The sequence below is a fragment of the Asaia krungthepensis NRIC 0535 genome (assembly GCF_025995175.1).
In the GTDB taxonomy this organism is placed as follows: domain Bacteria; phylum Pseudomonadota; class Alphaproteobacteria; order Acetobacterales; family Acetobacteraceae; genus Asaia; species Asaia krungthepensis.
Genome location: NZ_BAPV01000002.1, coordinates 16071 through 38128, shown reverse-complemented (window position 1 = coordinate 38128; position 22058 = coordinate 16071). Strand labels below are relative to the sequence as shown.

Here is a 22058-nt window from a genome sequence, read left to right as displayed (position 1 = left end):
AATCGTCACAACTTGGCACCCATGCACCCATGAACAAACTCCGCATCGTCTATGGTATCGGACTGACGATTCTGCTGCCCTTTGGCGCGCTGGCAGAGGCCGCACCGCAGACGACAAAACACTCTCCCCATCATCACAAGCACGAAGCCGGCGCGGTAACGGGCAAGGTGAAAACGAGGACCGGGTCGCACGGGACAGATGGGCATGCCGCCAAGGCCAAGACCCCCTCGAAAAAGCACAGGGCCGGCAGAACCTCTACCGAGGCCAGCGCTGCCAAACCCCACCATGCGCCCAGACATCACGCCCGCAATGCTGCGGTGGCGGCGGGTGCCGCTGCTGTCGGTGCGGCGGCGGTCGCGACTTCAGCCAGCCCACCGCCCAGCCCGGATGAGGCCGTGGCCGCGGCCGCTGCGCCGGATGCCCCCCCGCAGGACAAGGGTACCAATACCGGCCTGCCGCTTCCGCGGTTCGCTGCAATGCGTGCCGACAAGGTTTTTATGCGTAAGGGACCGGGACAGCGTTATCCCATCGAGTGGGTCTATCATCGTCGTGGCCTGCCGGTTGAGGTCGAGCGCGAATTCGATGTCTGGCGCCTGATCGAGGACTCTGATGGCATGAAGGGCTGGGTCCATCAGGCGACGCTTGTCGGCCAACGCACTTTCGTGATCCCCGGTCAGCCGCCCGAAGGTCATGCGGCCGCTCTCGGCGAAGCCTCGGCCAAATCGGGGGACGTGATCGGCAAGGCCGATGCACGCGTTCTTGGCTACGTGCCGAGCGAGACAGAGGCCCGGCAGCGCCAGGGGGATACCCTGCTCTACAGCCAGTCGGATGAAAACAGTGCCGTTGTGGCCGTGTTGCAGCCTGGAACGGTGGGGACGCTCAAGCTGTGTCCCCCGGGCTCGACATGGTGCAAGGTGGTGGTCAAGGGCTATACGGGATGGCTTCCCAGACGTGTGTTCTGGGGGCTGTTGCCAGGAGAGACGCTTCAGCCTAGCTGAAGCTATGATATGCAACGTGCAGCAAATGGATCGGAGATCAGTATGACGTCCTCACCTCAAGCAGCTTCGGCGCAGGGTACGGGAGTGAAGAAAGAGGCCGAACAGCGCCGCACGAAGATCGTCGCGACCCTCGGCCCGGCCTCCTCCACCCATGAGATGATCCGTACCCTGGCACTGGCCGGGGCTGACGTGTTTCGCCTGAACTTCTCGCATGGCTCGCATGAGGATCATGCCAAGCGTCATGCCACCATCCGTGATGTCGAGGCCGAGCTCGGCCGCCCGCTTGCCATTCTGGCGGACATGCAGGGGCCCAAGCTGCGCGTTGGCACCTTCGCTGAAGGCAAGGTCGAGCTGATCGAAGGGGCACGTTTCCGTCTGGACCTGGATCGTACGCCGGGCGACGTCCGCCGCGCCTGCCTTCCGCATCCCGAGATCATGCGCGCTGCCGAGCCGGGCAGCCGCCTGCTGCTCGATGACGGCAAGATGCGCCTGCGGGTCGTCTCCTGTGACGAAACCCATATGGAAACCGAAGTCGAGGTCGGTGGCTGGCTGTCAGAGCGCAAGGGCGTTAATGTGCCTGACGTTGTGCTGCCCATCCCGGCCCTGACCGAGAAGGACCACAAGGATTTTGCCTTCGCGCTCGACCTTGGTGTCGAATACGTGGCGCTCTCCTTCGTGCAGCGTCCCGAGGATGTGCAGGAGGCGAAGGATATCGCCAAGGGCCGCGCCTGGATCATGACCAAGCTCGAGAAGCCGCAGGCCATGGAGCGTCTGAGCGATATCATCGCGCTTTCGGACGCCGTCATGGTGGCCCGTGGTGATCTGGGCGTCGAGCTTCCCGCCGAGGAAGTGCCGATCGAACAGAAGCGTGCCATTCGCGAAGCCCGTTTCCAGGGCAAGCCGGTCATCGTGGCGACGCAGATGCTCGAGAGCATGATCACTTCGCCTACACCGACGCGCGCTGAAGTGTCCGACGTGTCCAATGCCGTGTTCGACGGCACGGACGCCGTGATGCTTTCCGCCGAAAGCGCAGCGGGCAAGTACCCGCGCGAAGCCGTCGAGGTGATGGCCCGTGTGACGCGTCGCGTCGAGAACGATCTCGAATGGCGGATGCAGGAAGAAGCCCTGCGTCCCGACAGCGATGGCACCACCGGTGGCGCGATTGCCGAGGCCGCATGGCATGTGGCGCAGTCGATTTCTGCTGCGGTGATCGTCGTCTACACCCAGAGTGGCCGTGGTGCGCTGCAGATCGCACGCGAGCGCGCGGATTGCCCGGTTCTGGCCCTGACGCCGGATGACGAGATCGCGCGTCGCCTGAACATGGTCTGGGGCGTTCGTGCCATGTCGGTTGGCCAGGAGACACCTGTCTACGGTGTTGAAGGCGTTGTGGATCAGGCGGTCGGTCTGGCCGTTTCCGAAGGCTATGCCGAAAAGGGCGACAAGCTGGTTCTGCTCGTCGGCCTGCCCTTTGGCCAGCAGGGTTCGACCAACACACTGCGCGTGGTCACCATCTGATCTGACAGGGGGTGGGGCTCTGCCCCACCCATCGGAGAGAGGCGGCAGGCCCGTTCTTTCCATATCCATCAGACAGGTTTCTCAAGGACGAATGTCCTTTTGCGGGGCCGGGGGCAGAGCCCCATAACGCCGGTGATTCAGCCAATATCGGGGGATGCTGAGGCGTTTTCTGCTCCCTCTCTCCTACGGCCTATCCCTGTGCTTTCCCCAGACGTGTATCGGAGCGTGCGTACCGCTGAGTGGGCTCCGGGATGAGACACTTGAGGCTTTCCCGACCGATCCTATCCTCGATGGCGAAGCATCATCGAATGAACCCGGCCTCCCGTTCGGTCAGTGAGAGGCCATAGCTTCAAGCCTGACGGTTCTCGAGCAGCGAGCGGCGAATTCGTCGGCCGCGTGAGATCGTATCGACAATCGTCTTCTCGTCACCGTCGCGGATTGCCTGTGCCATCGCGGAGGCATCCTGGCTGAAACGGTCCAGAACGCTGAGCAGAGCATCGCTGTTATTGAGGAAGATATCGCGCCACATCGTCGGGTCGGAGGCTGCGATACGCGTGAAATCCCTGAAGCCGGATGCCGCAAAATCGAGCACTTCAGAGCGCATGTCCTCGGCCAGCGTGTCCGCTGTCCCGCAGATCGTGAAGGCAATAAGATGAGGGAGGTGACTGACCATGGCGCAGATCGTGTCGTGATGATCGACGTCCATGACCCGGATACGTGCCCCCATGGCGCTCCAGAAGGCGGCGATCCTGTCGATGGCACGAGCAGGTACGTCGGGAGCCGGGGTGAGAAGACACCAGCGATCTTCGAACAGCGTGGCGAAACCGGCATCCGGGCCTGAATGCTCCGTACCCGCCATGGGGTGGGCCGGGACATAAGCGATGTCGCCACGCAGATGCGGGGTCAGGGCATCGACGACGCTGCGACGGGTCGAGCCGACATCGGTCAGAATGGCCCCAGGCTTGAGATGGGGCATGATCGCTTCTGCAATGGGCGCGATGGCCCCGACAGGAACGCAGAGCATCACACAATCGGCGTCGCGCACGGCTGCAGAGAGATCGTCTGTGACAATATCACCCAGATCGAGATCGCGTACACGCTCCAGCACCCCAGGATCACGGTCGGCCACGACGAGATGACTGACCAGTTCCGGGTGCGCACGCAATCGGCGCAGAACCGACGAGCCGATGAGGCCGGGTCCGATGACACATAGCGTGCCGAATAGGGGGTCGGTCATGACGCCTCGCTGCGGGAGGATGGCTCGCCGTAATCGAGAGAGTGGCTATCAGCCTGTTTCGTGACGCGCAAACGGCGCATTTCGGAAATCTGCCACAGCGCCATGACCGGAATGCCGATGGCAATGTCGCGACCGCGACGCAGCAGGGACAAACCAAGCGAGATCTCAGCCTCGATCCCGAAGAAATAGCCCAAGGCGACATAGGCGGCTTCCTGCACGCCCAGAGCCGCCGGAACCAGGAATGAGGCCGACATCAGGCCGCAGACAACGCCCTCGATCGCAATGGCCCCCATGAAGCCGATATGGGCTCCGAGCAATTCAAGCGAGAGCCAGGTTACTCCTGCGCCGCCGACCCAGCATCCCAGATGGATGAGCGCGCCAGCCGCGATTCGGCCCGGACGAGCCCAGAGGAGATCGAGCTCGGCCTGGAAATTATCCATGTTGTCGATGAGCGAATTGCGCCAGCCCTCGGCAATATGACGGCCCAGAAAGCGCGCGGCGTGATGAATGGCTGCACCGCCGCGTTGCTGGGTCCAGATGAACCCTGCGATTCCCATGGCCAGCAACCCCATTCCACCCAGCACGGGCCAGGTGAACTTGTTGGCACCTGTGTGATCGAACAGGCATGCCAGGGCGATAACGACGAACACGATCTGGCCGAGGACTTCGGTCGTGATGTCGACGATGTTGGTGGCGACAGCAGCGGGCCACTGCAGCGGGCCAAGTTTGCGGGTCAGGGTCGGAATGCTGCACGTGGCGCGTATGCCGATCACCATGCCGCCAAGCTGAGAGAAAGGCAGACAGTTGCCCGCCGCATCGCGCACGCCGCGTGAGGCGATAGCGCGAAACAACCCGAGTTCCGGACAGGCGCAGAACCACGAAATGCCCAGCCCGATATCGACCAAAGCCTGACCGCCGACAATGGCAAGGAAGCCACCGATGCCGATGCGTTGCATTGCGCTGAAGACATGGCCAATACCGAGCCACGCCATGATGCCCGTCAGAAGCGCAAGGCCCATGAGGGCGAGAATGAGAGTCAGGGTTTTCAAGGCCAGTCTGATCCGAACGACGCAGGGGTTGCAGTGGAGCATCGTCCTGTCGGGAAAGGGACGAACGAGGCTTCTGCGGCATGGCGAGAACAAGTCGCGCTGTCGAGTGTCTGCGGCTGTCTACACCAGACAGTCCGGTTTCGCTACTCCGGGGCCGAATATGACGAAAAAGCCATCGCGGGCAGGTTGCTTGTCCTTGCGCGGGCGGTATGGTGCGTTATCGATTTACAATAAATGAAAGCACCAAGGCGTATCATGAGTGAATACACGCTGATTACCGGTGCGACCGGCTTTGTTGGTTCGGCTGTGGCGCGTATTCTCAAGCAGCGCGGACACAAGATCAGGTTGATGGTGCGAGCGGGAGCCGATCTGTCCAATCTCGAGGGCCTCGACGCCGAGCTTGTTATCGGCGATCTGACGGCACCGGAGAGCTTCGCACCGGCCCTCGAGAATTGCCGCTACCTGTTCCATGTTGCGGCGGATTACCGTCTCTGGGTGCCCGACCCGGCTGTGATGATGCGGGCCAACGTAGAGGGCACACGACGGCTGATGATGGCGGCCATCGAGGCTGGAGTGGAGCGTGTTGTCTATTGCTCATCAGTGGCGGCACTGGGGCTGACGAAGGACGGGACGCCCGCCAATGAGGGCACGCCCGTGACCGAGCATGATGTGATCGGCGTTTACAAGCTGTCCAAATACCGAGCAGAGCAGGAAGTCCTGCGGCTGGTGCGCGAGAATGGCTTGCCTGCGGTCATCGTCAATCCCTCTACCCCGGTCGGGCCGCGCGACATCAAACCGACTCCCACGGGACAGATGATTGTCGATGTGGCATCAGGCAATATGCCAGCCTATGTCGATAGCGGGCTGAACATCGTTCATGTGGATGACGTGGCTGAAGGGCATGCCCTTGCGCTGGAAAAGGGCGTCATCGGCGAAAAGTACATTCTCGGCGGTGAGAATTACATGCTGGGCGATCTGTTCGCCCTGATTGGCGAAGTGGCGTGCGTCAAGCCACCGCGCATCAAGCTGAAGCAGTCCTGGCTTCAGCCCGTTGCAATCGTGTCTGAATGGCTGGCACGTGGCTTTGGGATCGAACCGCGTGTGACGCGCGAGACGCTCGCCATGTCCAAGAAAATGATGTTCTTCACTTCGCTCAAGGCGCAGGAGCAGCTTGGTTACGCGCCCAGGCCTGCGCGTGAGGCTGTGGCCGATGCAGTCACATGGTTTCGCGAACATGGGCGGATAGCCACGAAATGATCAGGAATGTGATGGCCGCGTCTGCGCTGGCCGCGTGGGGTAAACTGCTTTTTGCTCATGGCCGGTTCTGGCGTACCGGGACGAGACTGACGCCGATGACTGCCCCGCAGCAGGTGGAATGGCCCGACGTGGCGGTGATCGTCCCCGCCCGTGACGAGGCAGAGTCGATCCAGTCCTGTGTAGCCACGCTCCTGCAGCAGGATTATCCCGGCAAGCTGAGTGTGGTCATCGTCGATGATGGAAGCACGGACGGAACCGGCGACCTTGCACGCCGCGTGCCGGACCCTCATGGTCGTCTCACGGTTCTGACGGGCCGGGAACGTCCCCCGGAATGGAGCGGCAAGCTCTGGGCGGTGCATCAGGGAGAGGCCGTTGCGCTTGAGCAGATCGGGCCCGGAGGCTTCATCCTGCTCACGGATGCCGACATTCTTCACTCTGCGCTGCATTTGCAGACGCTTGTCGAAAAGGCGCAACGCGACCGGCTCGACATGGTGTCGGAGATGGTGGTGCTGAACTGCGAGAGCGCGGCTGAGCGTCTGCTTGTTCCAGCCTTCGTCTATTTCTTTGCCATGCTCTATCCTTTCGACAAGGTCAATGACCCGGCCTCCGCTGTGGCCGGGGCTGCGGGCGGCACTATTCTCGTTCGCCGGACGATGCTTGAGCGTATCGGCGGTATCGAATCGGTTCGCGGCGCGCTGATCGACGATTGTTCTCTGGCAAGTAATATCAAGCAGGCCGGGGGCAGGCTCTATCTGGGCCACAGCACGCTTGCGTGGTCTATCAGGCCCTATCGCGGAGCAGCGGAAATCTGGCGGATGATCGCCCGTACGGCCTATGTGCAACTGCGCTATTCGCCCGTGATCCTGCTGTGCACGATTCTCGGCATGGCGCTGGTCTGGCTCGCCCCATTGTATTTCGCCCTGTTCGGCCGAGGGCGTGTACGAGCGATGGGGGGGGCGTCGATGATGCTGTGTATCCTGTCCTTCCTGCCGACTCTATCCCGTTTCAAGCTCTCGCCCTTGCGCGCGCTCACATTGCCCGTGGTAGCAGCCTTTTATATGGCTGCGACAATCGGCTCGGCGGTCGATCACCACCGTGGCCGGGGGGTCCAGTGGAAAAGCCGCTTTTATACCGAGGAGACCCACGCCTGATGAATGCTGTCAGCAAGGCCGTCGATCCGGTCTGGGGTGAGCGCGACGTGACGTCTGGCAAGGGAGCCTCAGACGAAAATTTCCCGGTTGGGTCGCTCCTCTTTGCCAGAACCAATCGGGCGCATGTCTCGGCCTATTACAATTTTGCCCGGGTCATCGACGACATGGTCGATAATGCCCAGCTCTCCGCCGAGGCAAAGATTGCGCGGCTCAGGGGCATGGAAGCCGTCATTCGCGGCGAAGCCGAAGCCCCGCAGCGCGCCGATGCCCAGACTGCGGTTATCTTGCGACGCCATCTGCTTCAGACCGGCGTGCCGCTTGAAACGGCGACCGATCTGATCACGGCCTTCTGTCAGGATGCGGTCAAGAACCGATATCAGGATTGGGAGGAATTGCTGGGCTACTGCCGTTTCTCAGCTAATCCTGTCGGTCGTTTTCTGCTTCTGCTGCATGGCGAGCGCGCCGAGACGCTGCCACTGTCGGATGCGCTATGCAGTGCCCTGCAGGTGATCAATCACCTGCAGGACGTGACCTCGGATCTGAAAACCCTTGATCGTTCCTATCTGCCGCAGGACATGCTCGCGGCAGACGGTGCGAAGGTCGAGGACGTGCTGCTGGCGCGCAGCAAGCCCGGTCTGCGTCACGTTTTCAATCGCTTGCTGGATGAAGTCGATCATCTCAATCGCCAGGCAGCGCAGTTGCCGGGGCTCGTGCGGGATCGGCGCATGCGCGCCTATTGCGCGGTAGTTGTTGCGCTCTCTCATCGTCTGGCCGCCCGTCTGCGCCGCGAGGATCCGGTAGCAGGGCGGGTCAAGCTGGGACGGGTTGATGTCTTGCTGGCGCTGTTGCGCGGAGCCAAAGCCCTGATCGGCTGAAAAGCCGGATTGGCTGAGACGTTCGAGAGCGCTTCACAAGGCGATACTTCGTATCCCTTGCAGGCCCTTTGCCTCTGCGTGGAGCGGATCAGGGGAAGGCTGCGGGAGACCAGCGTTTCGTCGCAAGGTCAAAAGGCTGTTCCCCATAGGAAGGCGCCCGAGAAATCAGGCTTGGTGGAGGGGCTAGCAGAACCTGTGCACAGGTATGGCTCCCCCAACCATCCTTCTCGGAACCGTATTTCACCGGCCGAGAGTTATTCTAGGGCAGTCATGGGGCAAAGCCCCATGACAACGGGGTTCTTCAGGCCAGGATCTGGTCGAGGGCGGCGCAGAAGGCCTCCATGTCCTTCATGGAGCCGACGCTGACGCGCGACATGGTGGGCCAGATATCCCAGTTACGGCCGATTTCGACCTTCTTGGCAGCAAACGCCGTTTTCATCTGCGAAGCGGGCTTCTTCCAGTCCACGAGGAACATGTTGGCCTGGCTGCCGGGCACGATACGGATATTGCGCTTGGCAAGATGATCGAAGGTCATGGTGCGCGCAGCGATCATCTCGTCGCGACGCGCCTTGATGGCATCGGCCTGGGTAAGGCTCACGGCGCCGGCCGCAAGAGCCACGATGTTCAGCATCGAGATCATGTTCGGGCCGTCATAGCGCATCATGCGCTTGTGCAGGTCCGGACGAGCGAAGGAGAGACCGAGGCGCAGACCGGCCATGGCGAACATCTTCGAGAAGGTACGCAGAACGATCACGTCCTTGCCCTGCTTGACCAGGGAGATCGCGCTCGGAGCGCCCGAGAAGTGGATATACGCCTCATCGACGATGATGACCGAGCCAGCGGGCTTGTTGTCGGCCAACCACGCGATGTCTTCGAGCGGGGTGACGGTGCCTGTCGGGTTGTTGGGCGAGCAGATGTAATAGGCGCCCGCATTCGGGTCAGCCTTGAGCATGGCGCGGACATCGGTGGCATAGCCGTTATGGGCCGAGAGCGGCACGCGCGTCAGCTTGATCTTCATCCAGTCGGCGGTACGCCAAGCGGCTTCGTAGGTCGGGTTGGCCGTGACCAGTCCGCGTTCGGGTGAGCAGAAGGTCACGACCGAACGACAGAGCGGATCGCTGGAGCCGGGCCAGGGAAGGATGTGCTCTTCGGAGATGTTCTCGACTGAGGAGGCCGTGCGCAGGAGGGTGGAGCGCAGATGATCGGGCTCGTAGCGGTTGCCGAAAGGCACCTGCGCCTGACCGGCCGTGACGGCGCTCGGGAAGGGGCCGGTCCAGCATTCATTGCTGCCGATGCGGACCATGTCGGGATGACCCACGAATGGGTCATCGCCGGGGGCCTTGATGGCGGCGAAGGCGGACGAACCGAACTGGGTCAGGGCAGCGCTCATGCCGAGCAGCGTGGTCAGACGACCGAAATGGCGACGTGAATATCCACGTTCCAGAAGGTCTTCCTTGGCTTCCTGTGTGAGGGGCGCGGTCATGAGCGTGTCTCCGGTGGATCAGATACCGGCAAGGAAAAGGCCATTCGTTTCGCTTGTCAAATCATTTTCGAAACGGAATTGCGCCCGGTCCCTCAATATTCATTCTTTTCGCCTTTCAGGGGGATCGAGGTCGGAAGATTATTGCCACCCGCATAGGTGAGAATGAGCACCGTGCGGGTGTTGCCCGAGACTCCGCGATGGGCGTCATCGACACTTTCGGCAAAAGCTTCACCCTGATGGAAGACGTGGCTCGCGCCGCTAGCCTTGTCCTGGATGGTGAGTTGTCCTTCGAGAACATAACCGGCATTCGGGACGGGATGAGTGTGCCATGGCAGAGCCGTATGCGGCGGGATGGTCAAGCGGATCATGCTCAGCGTGGGAGGGCCGGGCGGGTAACTGAGATAGGGCTTGCCATTCCAGGAGCGGTCGGCCTTGAGCAGATGGTCGGCGTGGGCTGAGGCCGTTTGCTGGGCGTGAGCAACGGAGGACGTCAGGGGCACGAGACCCATGGGAGCCGCTGCAGAAAGCGCGACGAGTGTTGCGGTTCTCGCCAAGCGAGGCGACCAGGGCGCGAGACCGGGCGGCAGTGCTGCGAGAAGCATTCGAGCCCCCTTACGGCTGGGCTTTGGCATCAGGGCGTGAGGGGGAACGGGGCGCATGGTCCATCTCCGGTGGGTAGAGGCATCGGGAACGGAACGCAGGCAGACCGGGACGGATTTTGCTGTTTGATTTTTTGCAGGTAAAAGGCCCTGCACTTGGATGGTGCCGCGCTGGAACGATGCGGTACTCGGACAAATCTGACTGGCACAGGGCCGCGCAGCCACAGCGCTGCGCCGGAAGATACAGGGATGAAGCGGTGAGCGGGTTTCAACAGGAAGCGGTGCTGGGCTGTTCTTCGGCCGATCTTGAGCATGTCCGCTCGATCGTCACCCGTGCCGGAACGTCTTTTGCCAAAGGGATGAAGATCCTGCCTGCCGAGCGGCGCTATGGCATGTATGCGGTCTATGCGTTCTGCAGGGAAGTGGATGACATTGCTGATGGCGACGTGCAGGTCCCTGACCGGGATCTTGCCCTCAAGGAGTGGCATGAACGTCTCGACCGACTGTTTGAGGGCACGACGCAGGATGCGCTTGACCGGGTTCTGGTCGCCACCATCACGCGTTTTTCCCTGCGCAAGGCAGATTTTGCCGCCGTGATTGACGGAATGGCAATGGATGCGGCCGGTCCGATCGTGGCACCTGATGAGGCCATGCTCGATCTGTATTGTGACCGCGTAGCCTCTGCCGTGGGGCGTCTTTCTGTGCGGGTTTTCGGTGACTCCTCAGCAGAAGCCGATCGCGTGGCGTATCATCTGGGTCGAGCTTTGCAACTGACCAACATCCTGCGCGATCTGCAGGAGGATGCCGATCGGGGGCGTCTGTATCTGCCGCGTGAATTGCTGCAGCGCTATAATGTGCCGCTGGATCCACAGGAAGCGCTTTATGCGCTCGGTCTCGACCCGCTGGCCCGCATTCTGGCGGTGCGCGCCGCCGATCATTTCCGGGAGGCGCGCCGCGCCATGCAGAAATGCGATTCGGTCGCCATGCGCCCGGCGCGTATGATGGCGGCTTCCTACAGGCCCGTTCTCACGGCGATGCTGCGTCGCGGCTGGCGCCATCCCGAAACCCCGGTGAAGGTCAGCAAGGCTGCGCGCGTACTGCGTTCCCTGCTAGCCTATTATCGCTGAACCATGACGCATGTTCACATCATCGGCGGTGGGCTCGCCGGGCTGTCCGCAGCGGTCGATGTCATCGGCCGCGCCGGTGTCACGATTTATGAGGCAGGCCCGGCCTGCGGCGGGCGCGCACGCTCCTATTACGACAAGGCACTGGGCGCACGGATCGATAACGGCAATCACCTGCTGCTCTCGGCCAACAAGGCGACATTCCGGTATCTGGGGCTGATCGGGGCGGAGAAAACCCTGACCGGGCCAGGCGCGCCGCTCTTTCCGTGGTTTGATCTCTCCGCCAATCTGGGCTGGACGCTGAAGCTCTCGAAGGGGCGTGTGCCTTTCTGGGCTTTCGCCCGGAATCGCCGTGTCCCGGGGATGAAACTGTCGGAACTGGCGATGCTCGGGCGTATCCTGAAGGCAGGTCCGGAGGATACGGTCAGCGAGTATCTGGGCGACGGCATGCTGAGCCAGAGATTGCTCGAGCCATTTGCGATTTCGGCTCTCAATACCCCTGTAGAGACCGCGAGCGCTGCCCTCCTTGGCGCGATCATGCGCGAGACACTTGCTCTGGGCGGGACGGCTTGCTGTCCCTGGTATCCGGCAGAGGGTCTTTCGGAAAGTTTCGTGGACCCAGCGATCGCGCATATCACGCGGCTTCAGGGCGAGGTGCGCTGTGGTACGCGTGTGTCGGGAGTGGATGTCGCCCAGGGGCGCGTCCGCGGGCTGCGGATCGGCAATGAGACGATCGCGCTCGGACCGGAAGACAAGGTGGTGTTTGCGGCGCCTTCGCAAGTGGCACGGAGCGTGCTGGAGGCTCATCTGCCAGGGTTTGAAGCGCCCGACGCCTATGAGAGCATCATCAACGTCCATTATCGCCTCCCCGGGCCGGTTCAGGCACGTGGCATGCTCGGCAAGGTCGGGTTTGTCGGTCTCGTGGGCGGGGTAGCAGAATGGGTGTATCTCAAGGGCGAGATTCTTTCCGTGACTGTCAGCGCGGCAAATCGCTATGCTGATCGCGATAATGACGAGCTGATCGCGAAGATCTGGTCGGAAATCCGTCAGGCCGTCGGGCCGGTGCTGGTCGAAACCCTGCCGGTTGCCGTGCCGCCAGTGCGTCTGGTCTGTGAAAAACGGGCGACCTTTGCCGCGACCCCGGCACAGGATCGCCTGCGACCGCAAGCCCGGACAGCGCTGGAGAATCTGGCCCTGGCCGGGGACTGGACCCAGACGGGTTTCCCCTCGACCATTGAAGGGGCGATCCGTTCCGGTTCAGAAGCCATCAGGGCTCTGGGCCTCTGACAACGAAACCGAACTGCGAAAAGGACAAGGGCGGGCAATGTTGATCTATTCCGACGTTCTGGAGCGTCACGAAGCCGAAATTCCGGCCGAGGCGGATATGGGCCAGGTGCGTCAGGCTATCGATTCAGCCCATGCCGCCCTGTCCAACAGGCAGAATGACGACGGACACTGGGTATTCGAGCTTGAAGCCGATGCCACCATCCCGGCGGAATACGTGCTGCTCGAGCATTATCTCGACCGGATCGATGACGCCAAGCAGGCGCGTATCGGCGTCTATCTGCGTCGTACCCAGGGGTCCCATGGTGGCTGGGCGCTCTATCACGATGGCGGATTCGATCTCTCCGCTTCCGTGAAGGCGTATTTCGCCCTGAAGGCAATCGGGGATGATATCGACGCCCCGCATATGCAGCGCGCCCGCGAGGCCATTCTCGATCGTGGCGGTGCGGCGCGGGCCAATGTCTTCACCCGCATTCAGATGGCATTGTTCGGTGAGGTTCCGTGGCGCGCGACGCCGGTCATGCCGGTCGAACTGATGTTGATGCCCAAGGCGGCCCTGTTCTCGATGTGGAACATGTCCTACTGGTCACGCAGCGTCGTGGCACCCATGCTGGTTCTTCGGACTCTTGAGCCGCGCGCCATCAATCCGCGCAACATCCATATTCAGGAGCTCTTCGTCACCCCGCCTGAAGAGGTGAAGGACTGGATCCGCGGGCCCTACCGATCGATCTGGGGCCATGTGTTCAAGAAGGTCGACACGGTGCTGCGCCCCATCGAACCGCGTTTCCCCGCAGCTTTGCGCAAGAAGGCTATCAAGGCGGCGCTCGACTTCATCGAGCCTCGTCTGGGTGAAGGCGGGCTAGGAGCGATTTATCCCGCCATGGCCAATGTCGTGATGATGTATCGCGGTATGGGTGTGCCGGATAACGATCCACGCGTAGAACTGGCCTGGAAGGGCATTCAGGACCTGCTCGTCACCAATGGCGATGAGACCTATTGCCAGCCCTGTGTGTCGCCAGTCTGGGATACGGGTCTTTCCGGGCTCGCCATGGCTGAGGCTTCGTCGGGTCCGGATGCGACTCGCCCGAAGGAAACGCGAGAGAGGCTCCAGCGCAGCATGGACTGGCTGCGTAAACGGCAGATCCTGAACGTGAAGGGAGACTGGGCGATCAACTGCCCGGATGTGCGTCCCGGCGGCTGGGCCTTCCAATACGAAAACGACTACTATCCCGATGTCGATGATACGGCCGTTGTGGGCATGCTGCTCAATCGCGAGGACCCTGACGGCAACAAGGAAGCCATTTCCCGTGCCCGTGAGTGGATCGTGGGAATGCAGAGCACGAATGGCGGCTGGGGTGCGTTTGATATCGATAACGATCTCGATGCGCTGAACCATATCCCGTTTGCCGATCATGGCGCGCTGCTTGACCCTCCCACTGCCGATGTGTCGGCCCGTTGCGTGTCCTTCCTATGCGAACTGGGATTTCCCGAGGATCGCCCGGTGATCGAGCGCGGCCTCGACTATCTGCGTCGTGAGCAAGAACCCGAAGGGTGCTGGTTCGGTCGATGGGGCACCAACTACATCTACGGTACCTGGTCGGTCCTCTGCGCTTTCAATATCGCTGGTGTACCGCATGACGATCCTGCCGTTCTGCGTGCGGTAGAATGGCTCGAGAGCGTCCAGCGCGAAGACGGTGGCTGGGGCGAGGATTGTGCCTCTTACGAAGGGGCCACACCGGGTGAGTATGACAAGAGCCTACCAACCCAGACAGCCTGGGCTGTGTTGGGGCTGATGGCTGTCGGGCGTCGCGAGACACCGGCCGTCAAGCGCGGCGTGTCCTATCTCGTCGCGCAGCAGAACGGCCAAGGCGAGTGGGAGGAGCAGCCCTACAACGCTGTCGGATTCCCCAAGGTCTTTTATCTGCGTTACCATGGCTACAAGCAGTTCTTCCCCCTCATGGCCCTGTCGCGCTTCCGTAATCTCGGATTAAGCAATTCCGGACGGGTCGAGCACGGTTTCTGACATGCTGGGTATTCTGGTCGGTCTGAAAGCCGAGGCGCGGCTGATCAGGCCGTATTGTCCGGACTCCCCCATCGCGATCAGCGGCGCGACCGCAGAGGGCGCGCGCCAGGGCGTCGAGCGGCTTCTGGCGGCAGGGGCGACCGCGCTGCTCTCATTCGGATGCGCGGCGGGTCTGGCTCCTGACCTGAGGCCGGGAGCCCTGATCATTCCGCAATGGGTGCTCGTAGACGGGAGGTCAGCGAAGACCGACGGAGCATTGTCTCGCCGCTTTGGCGTGGGGCAGACCGGCGTGCTTCATGGTGGGCTTCTGCATAGCGACGAACTGATCGCCACAGCGGCAGAGAAAACAAGCCTTCATGCCCGCACGGGCTGTCTGGCTGTCGATATGGAGAGCGGGGTCGTTGCCCGCGCTGGGCTGCCTTTCGCGGTGCTTCGGGTTGTGTGCGACGACTCGCACCGCGATCTGCCGCCTGCTGCCTGTGATGTGCTGAAAGGAGGCGGTATCTCGCCGCTCAAGCTGGCTGCCAGCCTGATGCGTCAGCCCGGCCAGATTCCGGCGCTGATGGCGCTGGGACGCGATGCGGCTGCGGCGCAGAAAGCAATGAAGGCTTTTCTGACGACAGGTATCAGCAAGGACTACTGAGGCGGTATCGCTTCATCGGCTTACCCGATCAGGGCTCAGACCACATCTGTCGCTCCAGAGGGACAGATAAATCCACGCGCGGTATCAGTGCCGGATGATCGCAAGGGGAGGGGCGATACCGGGGAAGTTTTGCATCACGCTCCCGGTATCACCCATATTATGAACTAATATATTGTGTCGAAAAATAGGCCGACCCGCCCATCGCACCGATTAATTCTCCTGCAATGATAAAATATTATTACTCAACTGCAACATTTTACGCGTCACGTTACCCTCACACTGCTTTCTGACGCGCAGGATTTTTCGCGGCCTTGCCTGCCTCAATCCTTGCACTTCCAACCCCGGGCCGGTGGGCTCGAGGTCAGGTATCGGGTGTGAGGCACTGCTTTTTGGCGGAGACGGCTCGGGCGGCGTTTCGGTCACGAGATTTGTGCCGGAGTCAGATAGCGCTGCACCAGCCCGACGAACATCGCGGCACCGGGCAGGATATTGGCATCGTTGAAGTCAAACCCCCCATTATGGAGCGGAACGCTATTGCAGCCTTCGGTGCCGTTGCCGATGAACCAGTAACAGCCATTTGGATGAGCCTGCAGCATGAAGGCAAAATCCTCGCTCCCCATAAAGGCCGGTCCGTCATGGCAATGATCATCGCCCATAATGCCTGCAGCCACCGAACGGGCCATGTCGATAGCCCCGGCATCGTTGACCAGCACGGGACTGCCATTCAGATGGTCGACCCGGGCCGCGCAGCCGAAGGACTCTGCAGTCAGGGTGGCGATATCGGTCACGCGGGAAAGAACGAGTTCGCGCACGGTGTCGGTCATGGTGCGGATAGTGAGCAGCATTTCGCCCTGTGAGGGGATGACATTGGCCGCAGTCCCGCAGGTGAGCGCACCGATCGTGACGACGGCGGGAGCAAAAGGATCGACATTGCGTGAGACGATGCTCTGCAGTGCTGTGACCAGATGCGCGCAAGCCAGGAGCGGATCGCGCGCTTTCTGCGGAAACGCCCCATGCCCCCCTGTTCCGTTGACGGTAATCTTCACCGTATCAGAGGAGGCCATGGCCGCCTGTTTGTGGAAATAGAAATTGCCTGCGGGATAGCCGGGCATATTGTGCTGCGCAAACAGGATGTCGCAGGGATATTTTTCGAAAACGCCGTCATCGATCATGTGGCTGCCGCCACAGAGCAGTTCTTCCGCAGGCTGGAAGATCAGATGAAGCGTCCCGTCGAAACTCCGGGAGCTTGCCAGATATCTGGCAGCGCAGAGCAGCATCGTTGTGTGTCCATCATGCCCGCACATATGGGATGTTCCCTTGTGGGCACTCTGCCATGGCACATTGGATGTCTCGAGAATCGGCAGGGCATCCATCTCGGCGCGGAGCCCGATTGTTTTCGTACCGGTGCCGAGACGCAGCGTGGCAACGAGACCGGTCCCTGCGAAACCACGGTCGACCGTGTAACCCCAGCTCTCCAGCTTTTGCGCCACGATGGCGCTTGTGCGTTTTTCCTCGAAGCCGAGTTCGGGATGGGTGTGCAGATCGTGGCGCAGCGCGACGAATTCGTCGCGAAGTGGAGCGAGGTCAGCGAGGAGGGAGGACATTGCGTAAGCCTTCTTCGTTCATGCAGGGACCCGGGCGGGGGTATCCTGCTTGACCGAGTCAACGACTGACGAACGGAGTGAGTTACCGCAGTTCCCCATCACATCATTACGAGAGGACAGAGGTCGTGACTGCTGGAGCCGTTCTCCTATAACTGGGGCTTCAGACGATTCAGGATGAAACGCCGGCTCGCTTGTACGCCTGTCATCAGAGGGGCCCCGGGCAGTGGTGGGGTTGGCTCACCCCTGACCCAGACCGGTCCGGGCCACGAGAACGAGGTAGAAAAGGAAAACGGCATCGAGGCCAAGCACCATCGGAGTCAGGCGGACGAACTGCCGTGTGACGAGCAGCAGCAGGGAATAGAACAGAAGTCCAAGAGCAAGGCTGATCATGAAATTGCCGGTCAGGACGGCAATAAGCAGCATGAAGGCTGGCGTCAGAAGGGCTTCCTGGGAGTGGTTCGCTGCCTGCCCGAGCGCTGAGAGCATGGAAAGCCCTACCAGAATCAGGACAGGAGCCGTTGCCTCTGACGGAATCATGACAATGAGGGGCCACAGGAAGGACGATGCCGCAAACAGCAGAGCGACGACCAGCGCCGTCAGCCCCGTTCGGCCTCCGGCCTCGACCCCCACCAGACTCTCGACATAGGCCGAAACCGTGCTCGTTCCCAATGAGGCCCCGATAATGCTTGCCGATCCGTCAGCGGCGAAGGCGGCGCGACCGAGCAGTGTCGTCCCATCCGGTTTTGTCAGGCGGGCACGATTGGCGACGCTGTACATTGTCCCGGTGGCATCGAAGAAATCGCTGATGAGGAAGTACAGCGTGATCGGCAGAAGCAGTTCGAGATGCGAGAAGAAATCGGCGAAGTTGAAGGGGAAGAGGAGATGCGTCGGATAGCTTGGCAGTTCGACCGGCTGCTGGGGCAGGCTGGCCAGAGCATGGCCATCCTTGTGCACGAACAGGCTGACGACGGTCACGGTCAGGATCGTGATCAGCATACCGGCCGGAACACGGAGCGCCATGAGGGCCCCGGCGAGGAAGATTCCGAACAGGGTGAGCTGCACCGAGGGGTCGCTCAGCGATCCGAACTGGAAGCCGTTCGGCGTGGTGACAGCCAGATTGCCGGTCACCATGCCTATCCGGGCGATGAAGATGCCGATGGCAACCTGAATGCCGAGGACGATCGGTTCAGGGAAAGCCTGGATGATCTTGTGCCGGAGTTTCGTGACGGAGAGGGCAGTGAATGCCACGCCGCCGAGCAGGACGATCGTGAAAGCCGTACGCACATCCACATGCATCTGCCTGACCACGATCTGGGCAAAGATCGCGTTGCTGCTCATGGCGGGAGCCAGCGCGATGGGCATGTTGGCAAAAAGCGCCATGAGCAGCGTGCCGCATATGGCAGCGGCGATTGTGGTCATGATCATGTCATGTGTCGCGAGCCCGGCGCTGGCCATGATCTTCGGATTGACCGCCATGATATAGGCCATCGCGCCGAATGTGGTCAGGCCAGCGAGAATTTCGCGCTGAACGGTCGAGCCTCTCTGTCCGATGGTGAAACGGCGGTCCAGCCAGGAGGCGATTGGAGAGGAAGACACGAAGGCGGGCTCCTGGCAGGGGAATGGCGTGGCGCCCTTCTAGGGAGGAAAGGGCGTTGACGACAAGGGCTATGTCGGGATGCGAGCGCCGGAAGCCTGCCGGTCACCGCGGATGGGCGGAGGCGTTACTGAATGGCGCGATAGGTGTCGCGCAGGCCGCCCTGGAGGGGGGTGAGCGAACCGTCATTATTCTCGGGAAGCAGACCCAGCAGCATCATGACCAGCGGGTAGACATCGACATTATCGATGGTGGGCAAGGTCTTGTGCGTCTGGAAGGCCGGTCCCGATGCGATGAAGCTCGCCAACATGTCAGGGGCGGCATTGTCGAAGCCGTGTCCGCCTTTCGAGACATGGTCATGGGGGTCGCGCGTGAGGGTCCAGCCGATCTCCGCAAGGCAAAGCCATGCCGGGACGCGGGGATTGCTTCCGTAATGCAGGCGCTCGGGAATATGGGCCTTGGGCCAGCAGGTGACATGGTCATGGGGGGCTGACAGAGCCCGCGCGAGTTCCCGCTCATGACCGGATACCGCATTGATCCCGGCATAAGGACCCGAGGTGACGATGGTCATGGCATTGGCAGGGGCAAGGCTGGTCAGGGGAATCACGCGCTGGGGACTCAGCGCGGCCATACCGTGATCGGAAACGATAATCAGGTTGGCAGCGATGTGGCGTTGCTCGAGGCCCGAGACCAGAACGCCGATCGCATGATCGACCTGCCTGATGGCGGATCGGGTTTCAGGGGAGAACGGGCCATCAACGTGACCGGCATGGTCGACGCCATCAAAATAAAGAAGTGAAAGCGCCGGGCGTTTGTCGGGCGCACGATCAAACCATGAAAGGATCGTTCCCGCCCGGTCATCGGGCGGATTCTTGCCATCGAAGTGATACCAGATATCGGGGCGCGTATTGAGGATCGGGACATCCGAACCAGGCCAGTAAAGCGACGCACTCATGAGCCCGTGCATCTGTGCAGTGACCCAGGAAGGTGTGCCGTTATCCCACCAGCGCGGGTCGTCGATGCCGGTTCTCTTGCTCACACTGAATGTTTCCCCCGGGATATCGGGGTCGATCATGGTGTTTCCGATGATGCCGTGATGATCAGGCCTGAGACCGGTTACAAGCGTGTAGTGATTGGGGAACGTCAGCGAAGGAAATGATGGCCGCATGGGCGCCGACACGCCGTGTTCGGTGAGGGCATCCAGCATGGGCGTGTCGCCACGATGCAGATAATCGGGGCGGAACCCGTTGATCGATACCAGAATGACAGGCGGTAACCCGGCGGCGATCTCCGGTCGGGAAACAGGCGGGGCAGTTTCGCAGCCAGCCAGACACAGGAACAAGGTCAACAGGAGAGAGATGCGCGCCATCCGTCCAGACTGGCAGGATGGCGCGTTCCGATCAATCGTCTTGAGCGGGTCGTTTGACGTATCGGTCAGTTCTGCTTCAGACGCTCCTTCCACACAGAGTGGATCTGTTTGCGGCTGAGTTTCTTTGCAGAAGGCGGTGGGGCATTCGGCTGGACGGCAGCGGGGCCACTTCCGGTTGTGGCACCCGGCTTGATGCCCGCTGCCGGGTCGCTATTGGCCTTCCCCAGCGCGTCTTCACAGGCGCTTCCCTGTCCTACTCCGAACTGGATCGTGGGGAGAAGCGCAGCCGGGGGGAATGCGATGGCCAGCCCGGCCGTAGCGGCGGCACGCCCGATGATTTCTGCGCCGGGCATGACTGTCGGGCTCTTCAGATGGCCGGAAATGTTTACCTGACCCGGGAAGGAAAGGACATTGAACGAGGTCGATCGTGTCGTCACATGATAATCAAGCGTCTCGCTGCGCAGGTTGACGGTTCCGCCACCGAGAGTACGGGTGTTATTGGTCATGAGCAGGAGCGAATTTGTGCTGAGAATGCCCTGACGAAGCGGCATATCGGCAATAAAGCATTTGAGGTCGGATCGCTGTGGAATGCCGAGTGCTGACAGGATGGCACTGCCGACCTTCAGCCCCATAAGATCGGGCAGAAGAGCCGACACGTCGCCGCCGTGATCGACCACCAGTGTCACGCCACCATCGCCATTGCCGAGAAGCGAGGCGATGGAATTGCCGGTAGCTGCCAGGGTAATGTGACCGCCCAGCGTGCCCTCACCCTTGAATGTGGCGGTCGCCTTCATCAGACGCTGGATCGAGAGGCGAGACACATCGACCTTGAAATGCGTCTTGAACTGGCCGTTTGCTACCGGGTCGAGAGCGCCGGAGAGGGCAAGCGTTCCGTTCCCGACAGCAAAATTCAGCTTGTTGATGGCGATGGCGCCATCCTGCACGGCAATATCGGCAAGGATATTGTCGAGAGGCATATCCTTGTTTTCGATATGCTCGCCCTTGTAGACCAGATGAGCGTTGACCGCATTCAGCTTGGGTACGTTGATGGGGGTCGACGGCAATATGCGGTCGCTCGTGGCGGATTTCTTGCTCTCTTCATGACCCGGCTTGGCACCGATAAAGCCGCCAAGATCCTTCAGGTCGACATTATGGGAATGCAGAGTGGCGTCGACATTGATCGGCTTCGTCTGGGGATCGACGGAGATCGTGCCGCCGATATCGGACGAACCCATTTTGCCCGCAAAATCGCTGAAGCGTATATGGGCAGCTGTGTAATCCAGATTCCCCGAGATGCTGTAGGACGGCGTCTGCGGAATGGGAATGCCCGTCAATGCGTAAAGCAGGGACATGTCCGGCCCGGCAAAATGCAGGATGAGCTTCGTACCCTTGAAATGAAGCGGATCGTCCACCGAGCCGCGCAGCGTCACGTAGGTAGGACCGTTCTCGAGCCGGGCGTCGATCGGATAAGGACGCGCTGAGTTGGTCAGGGTCAGGAGAGAGCCGCCGACAATATGGCCGCTTATCGGAGCCTGAGCGTATCGTCCCTTCAGATCAATGACGATCGTGCCATCCTGGTCACCCTTTGCAGGGGTGGTGTGCAAGAGCACATGCATGTCCGTCTTGAGCTTGGCGAGCGCTACGCGAATATCGCCATCAGTGATCGTTACCGTGCCGATGCGGGGGAAGGTCGAGGCGTTGCTCTGGGTGGTGGAGGCGGGTTTGGCGTTCGGATCTGTGAAGCTGTAGTTATTCCGGCCATTGGCGAGGGCAACAATGTCACCCTTGGGTGTATCGAGGGCAATCAGCGGGATCTCGAGGCCTTTATGTGTGATGTAATGCCACACATTGACCGAGACGGTTGCTTTTTTGGCGCTGGCGAAAAGCTCCTTCTCGGATTTGAAGCCGTCTGGCTGCTGAATCCTGAGATCATCGACAGAGACTGTGGTTGTCAGACCCAGCCGCACATGCAGATGGGCGATGGTGACAGGGCGATGAAGCGCGGTACTGGCGCGGCGATCCACGAGAGGGACAAACCAGTCCCAGTTCCAGAGGATGATGAGCAGGATCAGCAGGCCCGCGAGAGCACCGGAGACGATGCCGAGGGTTCGCCTTATGGGACGCCGTGGCGGCCTGGTCTGGGGATTGCCGGTTTCTGCCACGTGTCTTGCCTTTCTGCTTGAACGTCATCCTCGTGTGCTCACCTCAGGCGGATCACACCGCGATACTGTGCTCGCGCTGCGACCGTGCCCG

At 61.2% G+C, this 22058-nt stretch carries 17 protein-coding genes; 9 read left to right on the top strand and 8 right to left on the bottom strand.

Annotation, left to right across the window (positions count from 1 at the left end; all coding sequences use genetic code 11):
- Positions 1–29 precede the first annotated feature (29 nt).
- Both AA0535_RS00880 and pyk read left to right on the top strand, forming a co-directional pair.
- Positions 30–998, top strand: coding sequence for an SH3 domain-containing protein (locus tag AA0535_RS00880; RefSeq protein ID WP_264813990.1), 969 nt, complete (start codon positions 30–32; stop codon positions 996–998).
- A gap of 42 nt (positions 999–1040) precedes the next feature.
- Positions 1041–2513 (top strand): pyruvate kinase, encoded by a 1473-nt coding sequence (gene pyk, locus AA0535_RS00875; RefSeq protein WP_264813989.1) that lies wholly within the window; start codon positions 1041–1043, stop codon positions 2511–2513.
- Between the two features lie 349 nt (positions 2514–2862).
- Here pyk and AA0535_RS00870 read toward each other — a convergent pair whose 3' ends face one another.
- Together AA0535_RS00870 and AA0535_RS00865 are read right to left on the bottom strand one after the other, a co-directional pair.
- Positions 2863–3750 (bottom strand): prephenate dehydrogenase/arogenate dehydrogenase family protein, encoded by an 888-nt coding sequence (locus tag AA0535_RS00870; RefSeq protein WP_264813987.1) that lies wholly within the window; start codon positions 3748–3750, stop codon positions 2863–2865.
- A complete protein-coding gene (locus tag AA0535_RS00865; protein ID WP_264813986.1) occupies positions 3747–4799 on the bottom strand; it encodes a lysylphosphatidylglycerol synthase domain-containing protein in 1053 nt (350 codons plus the stop codon). The genes AA0535_RS00870 and AA0535_RS00865 overlap by 4 nt, the downstream gene beginning before the upstream one ends.
- A gap of 255 nt (positions 4800–5054) precedes the next feature.
- Between AA0535_RS00865 and hpnA the strand changes: the two genes are divergently transcribed.
- Genes hpnA through hpnC form a run of 3 tightly spaced genes read left to right on the top strand, consistent with a single transcriptional unit; the run spans position 5055 to position 8082 of the window.
- On the top strand, positions 5055–6056 hold the full coding sequence (gene hpnA, locus AA0535_RS00860) for a hopanoid-associated sugar epimerase (protein ID WP_264813985.1): 1002 nt from the start codon (positions 5055–5057) through the stop codon (positions 6054–6056).
- Positions 6057–6067: 11 nt separating this feature from the next.
- On the top strand, positions 6068–7207 hold the full coding sequence (locus AA0535_RS00855; protein WP_264813983.1) for a glycosyltransferase: 1140 nt from the start codon (positions 6068–6070) through the stop codon (positions 7205–7207).
- Positions 7207–8082, top strand: coding sequence for a squalene synthase HpnC (gene hpnC, locus AA0535_RS00850; RefSeq protein ID WP_264813982.1), 876 nt, complete (start codon positions 7207–7209; stop codon positions 8080–8082). Before AA0535_RS00855 ends, hpnC begins: the two co-directional genes overlap by 1 nt.
- Before the next feature lie 301 nt (positions 8083–8383).
- Here the strand turns inward: hpnC and AA0535_RS00845 are convergent, their stop codons facing one another.
- The gene (locus AA0535_RS00845) at positions 8384–9565 is read right to left on the bottom strand and encodes a pyridoxal phosphate-dependent aminotransferase (protein ID WP_264813981.1); all 1182 of its coding nucleotides are present in this window, start codon (positions 9563–9565) and stop codon (positions 8384–8386) included.
- Positions 9566–9657: 92 nt separating this feature from the next.
- Entirely contained in the window at positions 9658–10074 is a 417-nt protein-coding gene (locus tag AA0535_RS00840) for a cupin domain-containing protein (protein ID WP_264814102.1), read from the bottom strand.
- Between the two features lie 347 nt (positions 10075–10421).
- On the opposite strand from AA0535_RS00840, the gene hpnD reads away from it, so the two are divergent.
- The 4 genes from hpnD to AA0535_RS00820 all read left to right on the top strand — a co-directional run bounded on the left by hpnD (position 10422) and on the right by AA0535_RS00820 (position 15238).
- Positions 10422–11291 (top strand): presqualene diphosphate synthase HpnD, encoded by an 870-nt coding sequence (gene hpnD, locus AA0535_RS00835; RefSeq protein ID WP_264813980.1) that lies wholly within the window; start codon positions 10422–10424, stop codon positions 11289–11291.
- A gap of 3 nt (positions 11292–11294) precedes the next feature.
- Positions 11295–12575 carry a hydroxysqualene dehydroxylase HpnE gene (gene hpnE / locus AA0535_RS00830; protein ID WP_264813979.1) on the top strand — a complete coding sequence of 427 codons (1281 nt, stop codon included), beginning with the start codon at positions 11295–11297 and terminating at the stop codon, positions 12573–12575.
- Positions 12576–12672: 97 nt separating this feature from the next.
- A complete protein-coding gene (gene shc / locus AA0535_RS00825; RefSeq protein WP_264814101.1) occupies positions 12673–14595 on the top strand; it encodes a squalene--hopene cyclase in 1923 nt (640 codons plus the stop codon).
- A 1-nt stretch (position 14596) separates the two neighbouring features.
- Positions 14597–15238: a nucleoside phosphorylase-I family protein gene (locus AA0535_RS00820; RefSeq protein ID WP_264813978.1), complete on the top strand. Its 642-nt coding sequence runs from the start codon at positions 14597–14599 to the stop codon at positions 15236–15238.
- A 419-nt stretch (positions 15239–15657) separates the two neighbouring features.
- On the opposite strand, the gene AA0535_RS00815 is transcribed toward AA0535_RS00820, so the two are convergent.
- The 4 genes from AA0535_RS00815 to AA0535_RS00800 form a co-directional block, all read right to left on the bottom strand.
- A complete protein-coding gene (locus tag AA0535_RS00815) occupies positions 15658–16842 on the bottom strand; it encodes a M20 aminoacylase family protein (RefSeq protein ID WP_264813977.1) in 1185 nt (394 codons plus the stop codon).
- Between the two features lie 237 nt (positions 16843–17079).
- Complete coding sequence (locus tag AA0535_RS00810) at positions 17080–18438, bottom strand: NCS2 family permease (protein ID WP_264813976.1); 1359 nt, start codon at positions 18436–18438, stop codon at positions 17080–17082.
- Positions 18439–18563: 125 nt separating this feature from the next.
- On the bottom strand, positions 18564–19805 hold the full coding sequence (locus AA0535_RS00805) for an alkaline phosphatase family protein (protein ID WP_264813975.1): 1242 nt from the start codon (positions 19803–19805) through the stop codon (positions 18564–18566).
- Between the two features lie 65 nt (positions 19806–19870).
- Positions 19871–21967, bottom strand: coding sequence for an AsmA family protein (locus tag AA0535_RS00800; RefSeq protein WP_264813973.1), 2097 nt, complete (start codon positions 21965–21967; stop codon positions 19871–19873).
- Positions 21968–22058 lie beyond the last annotated feature (91 nt).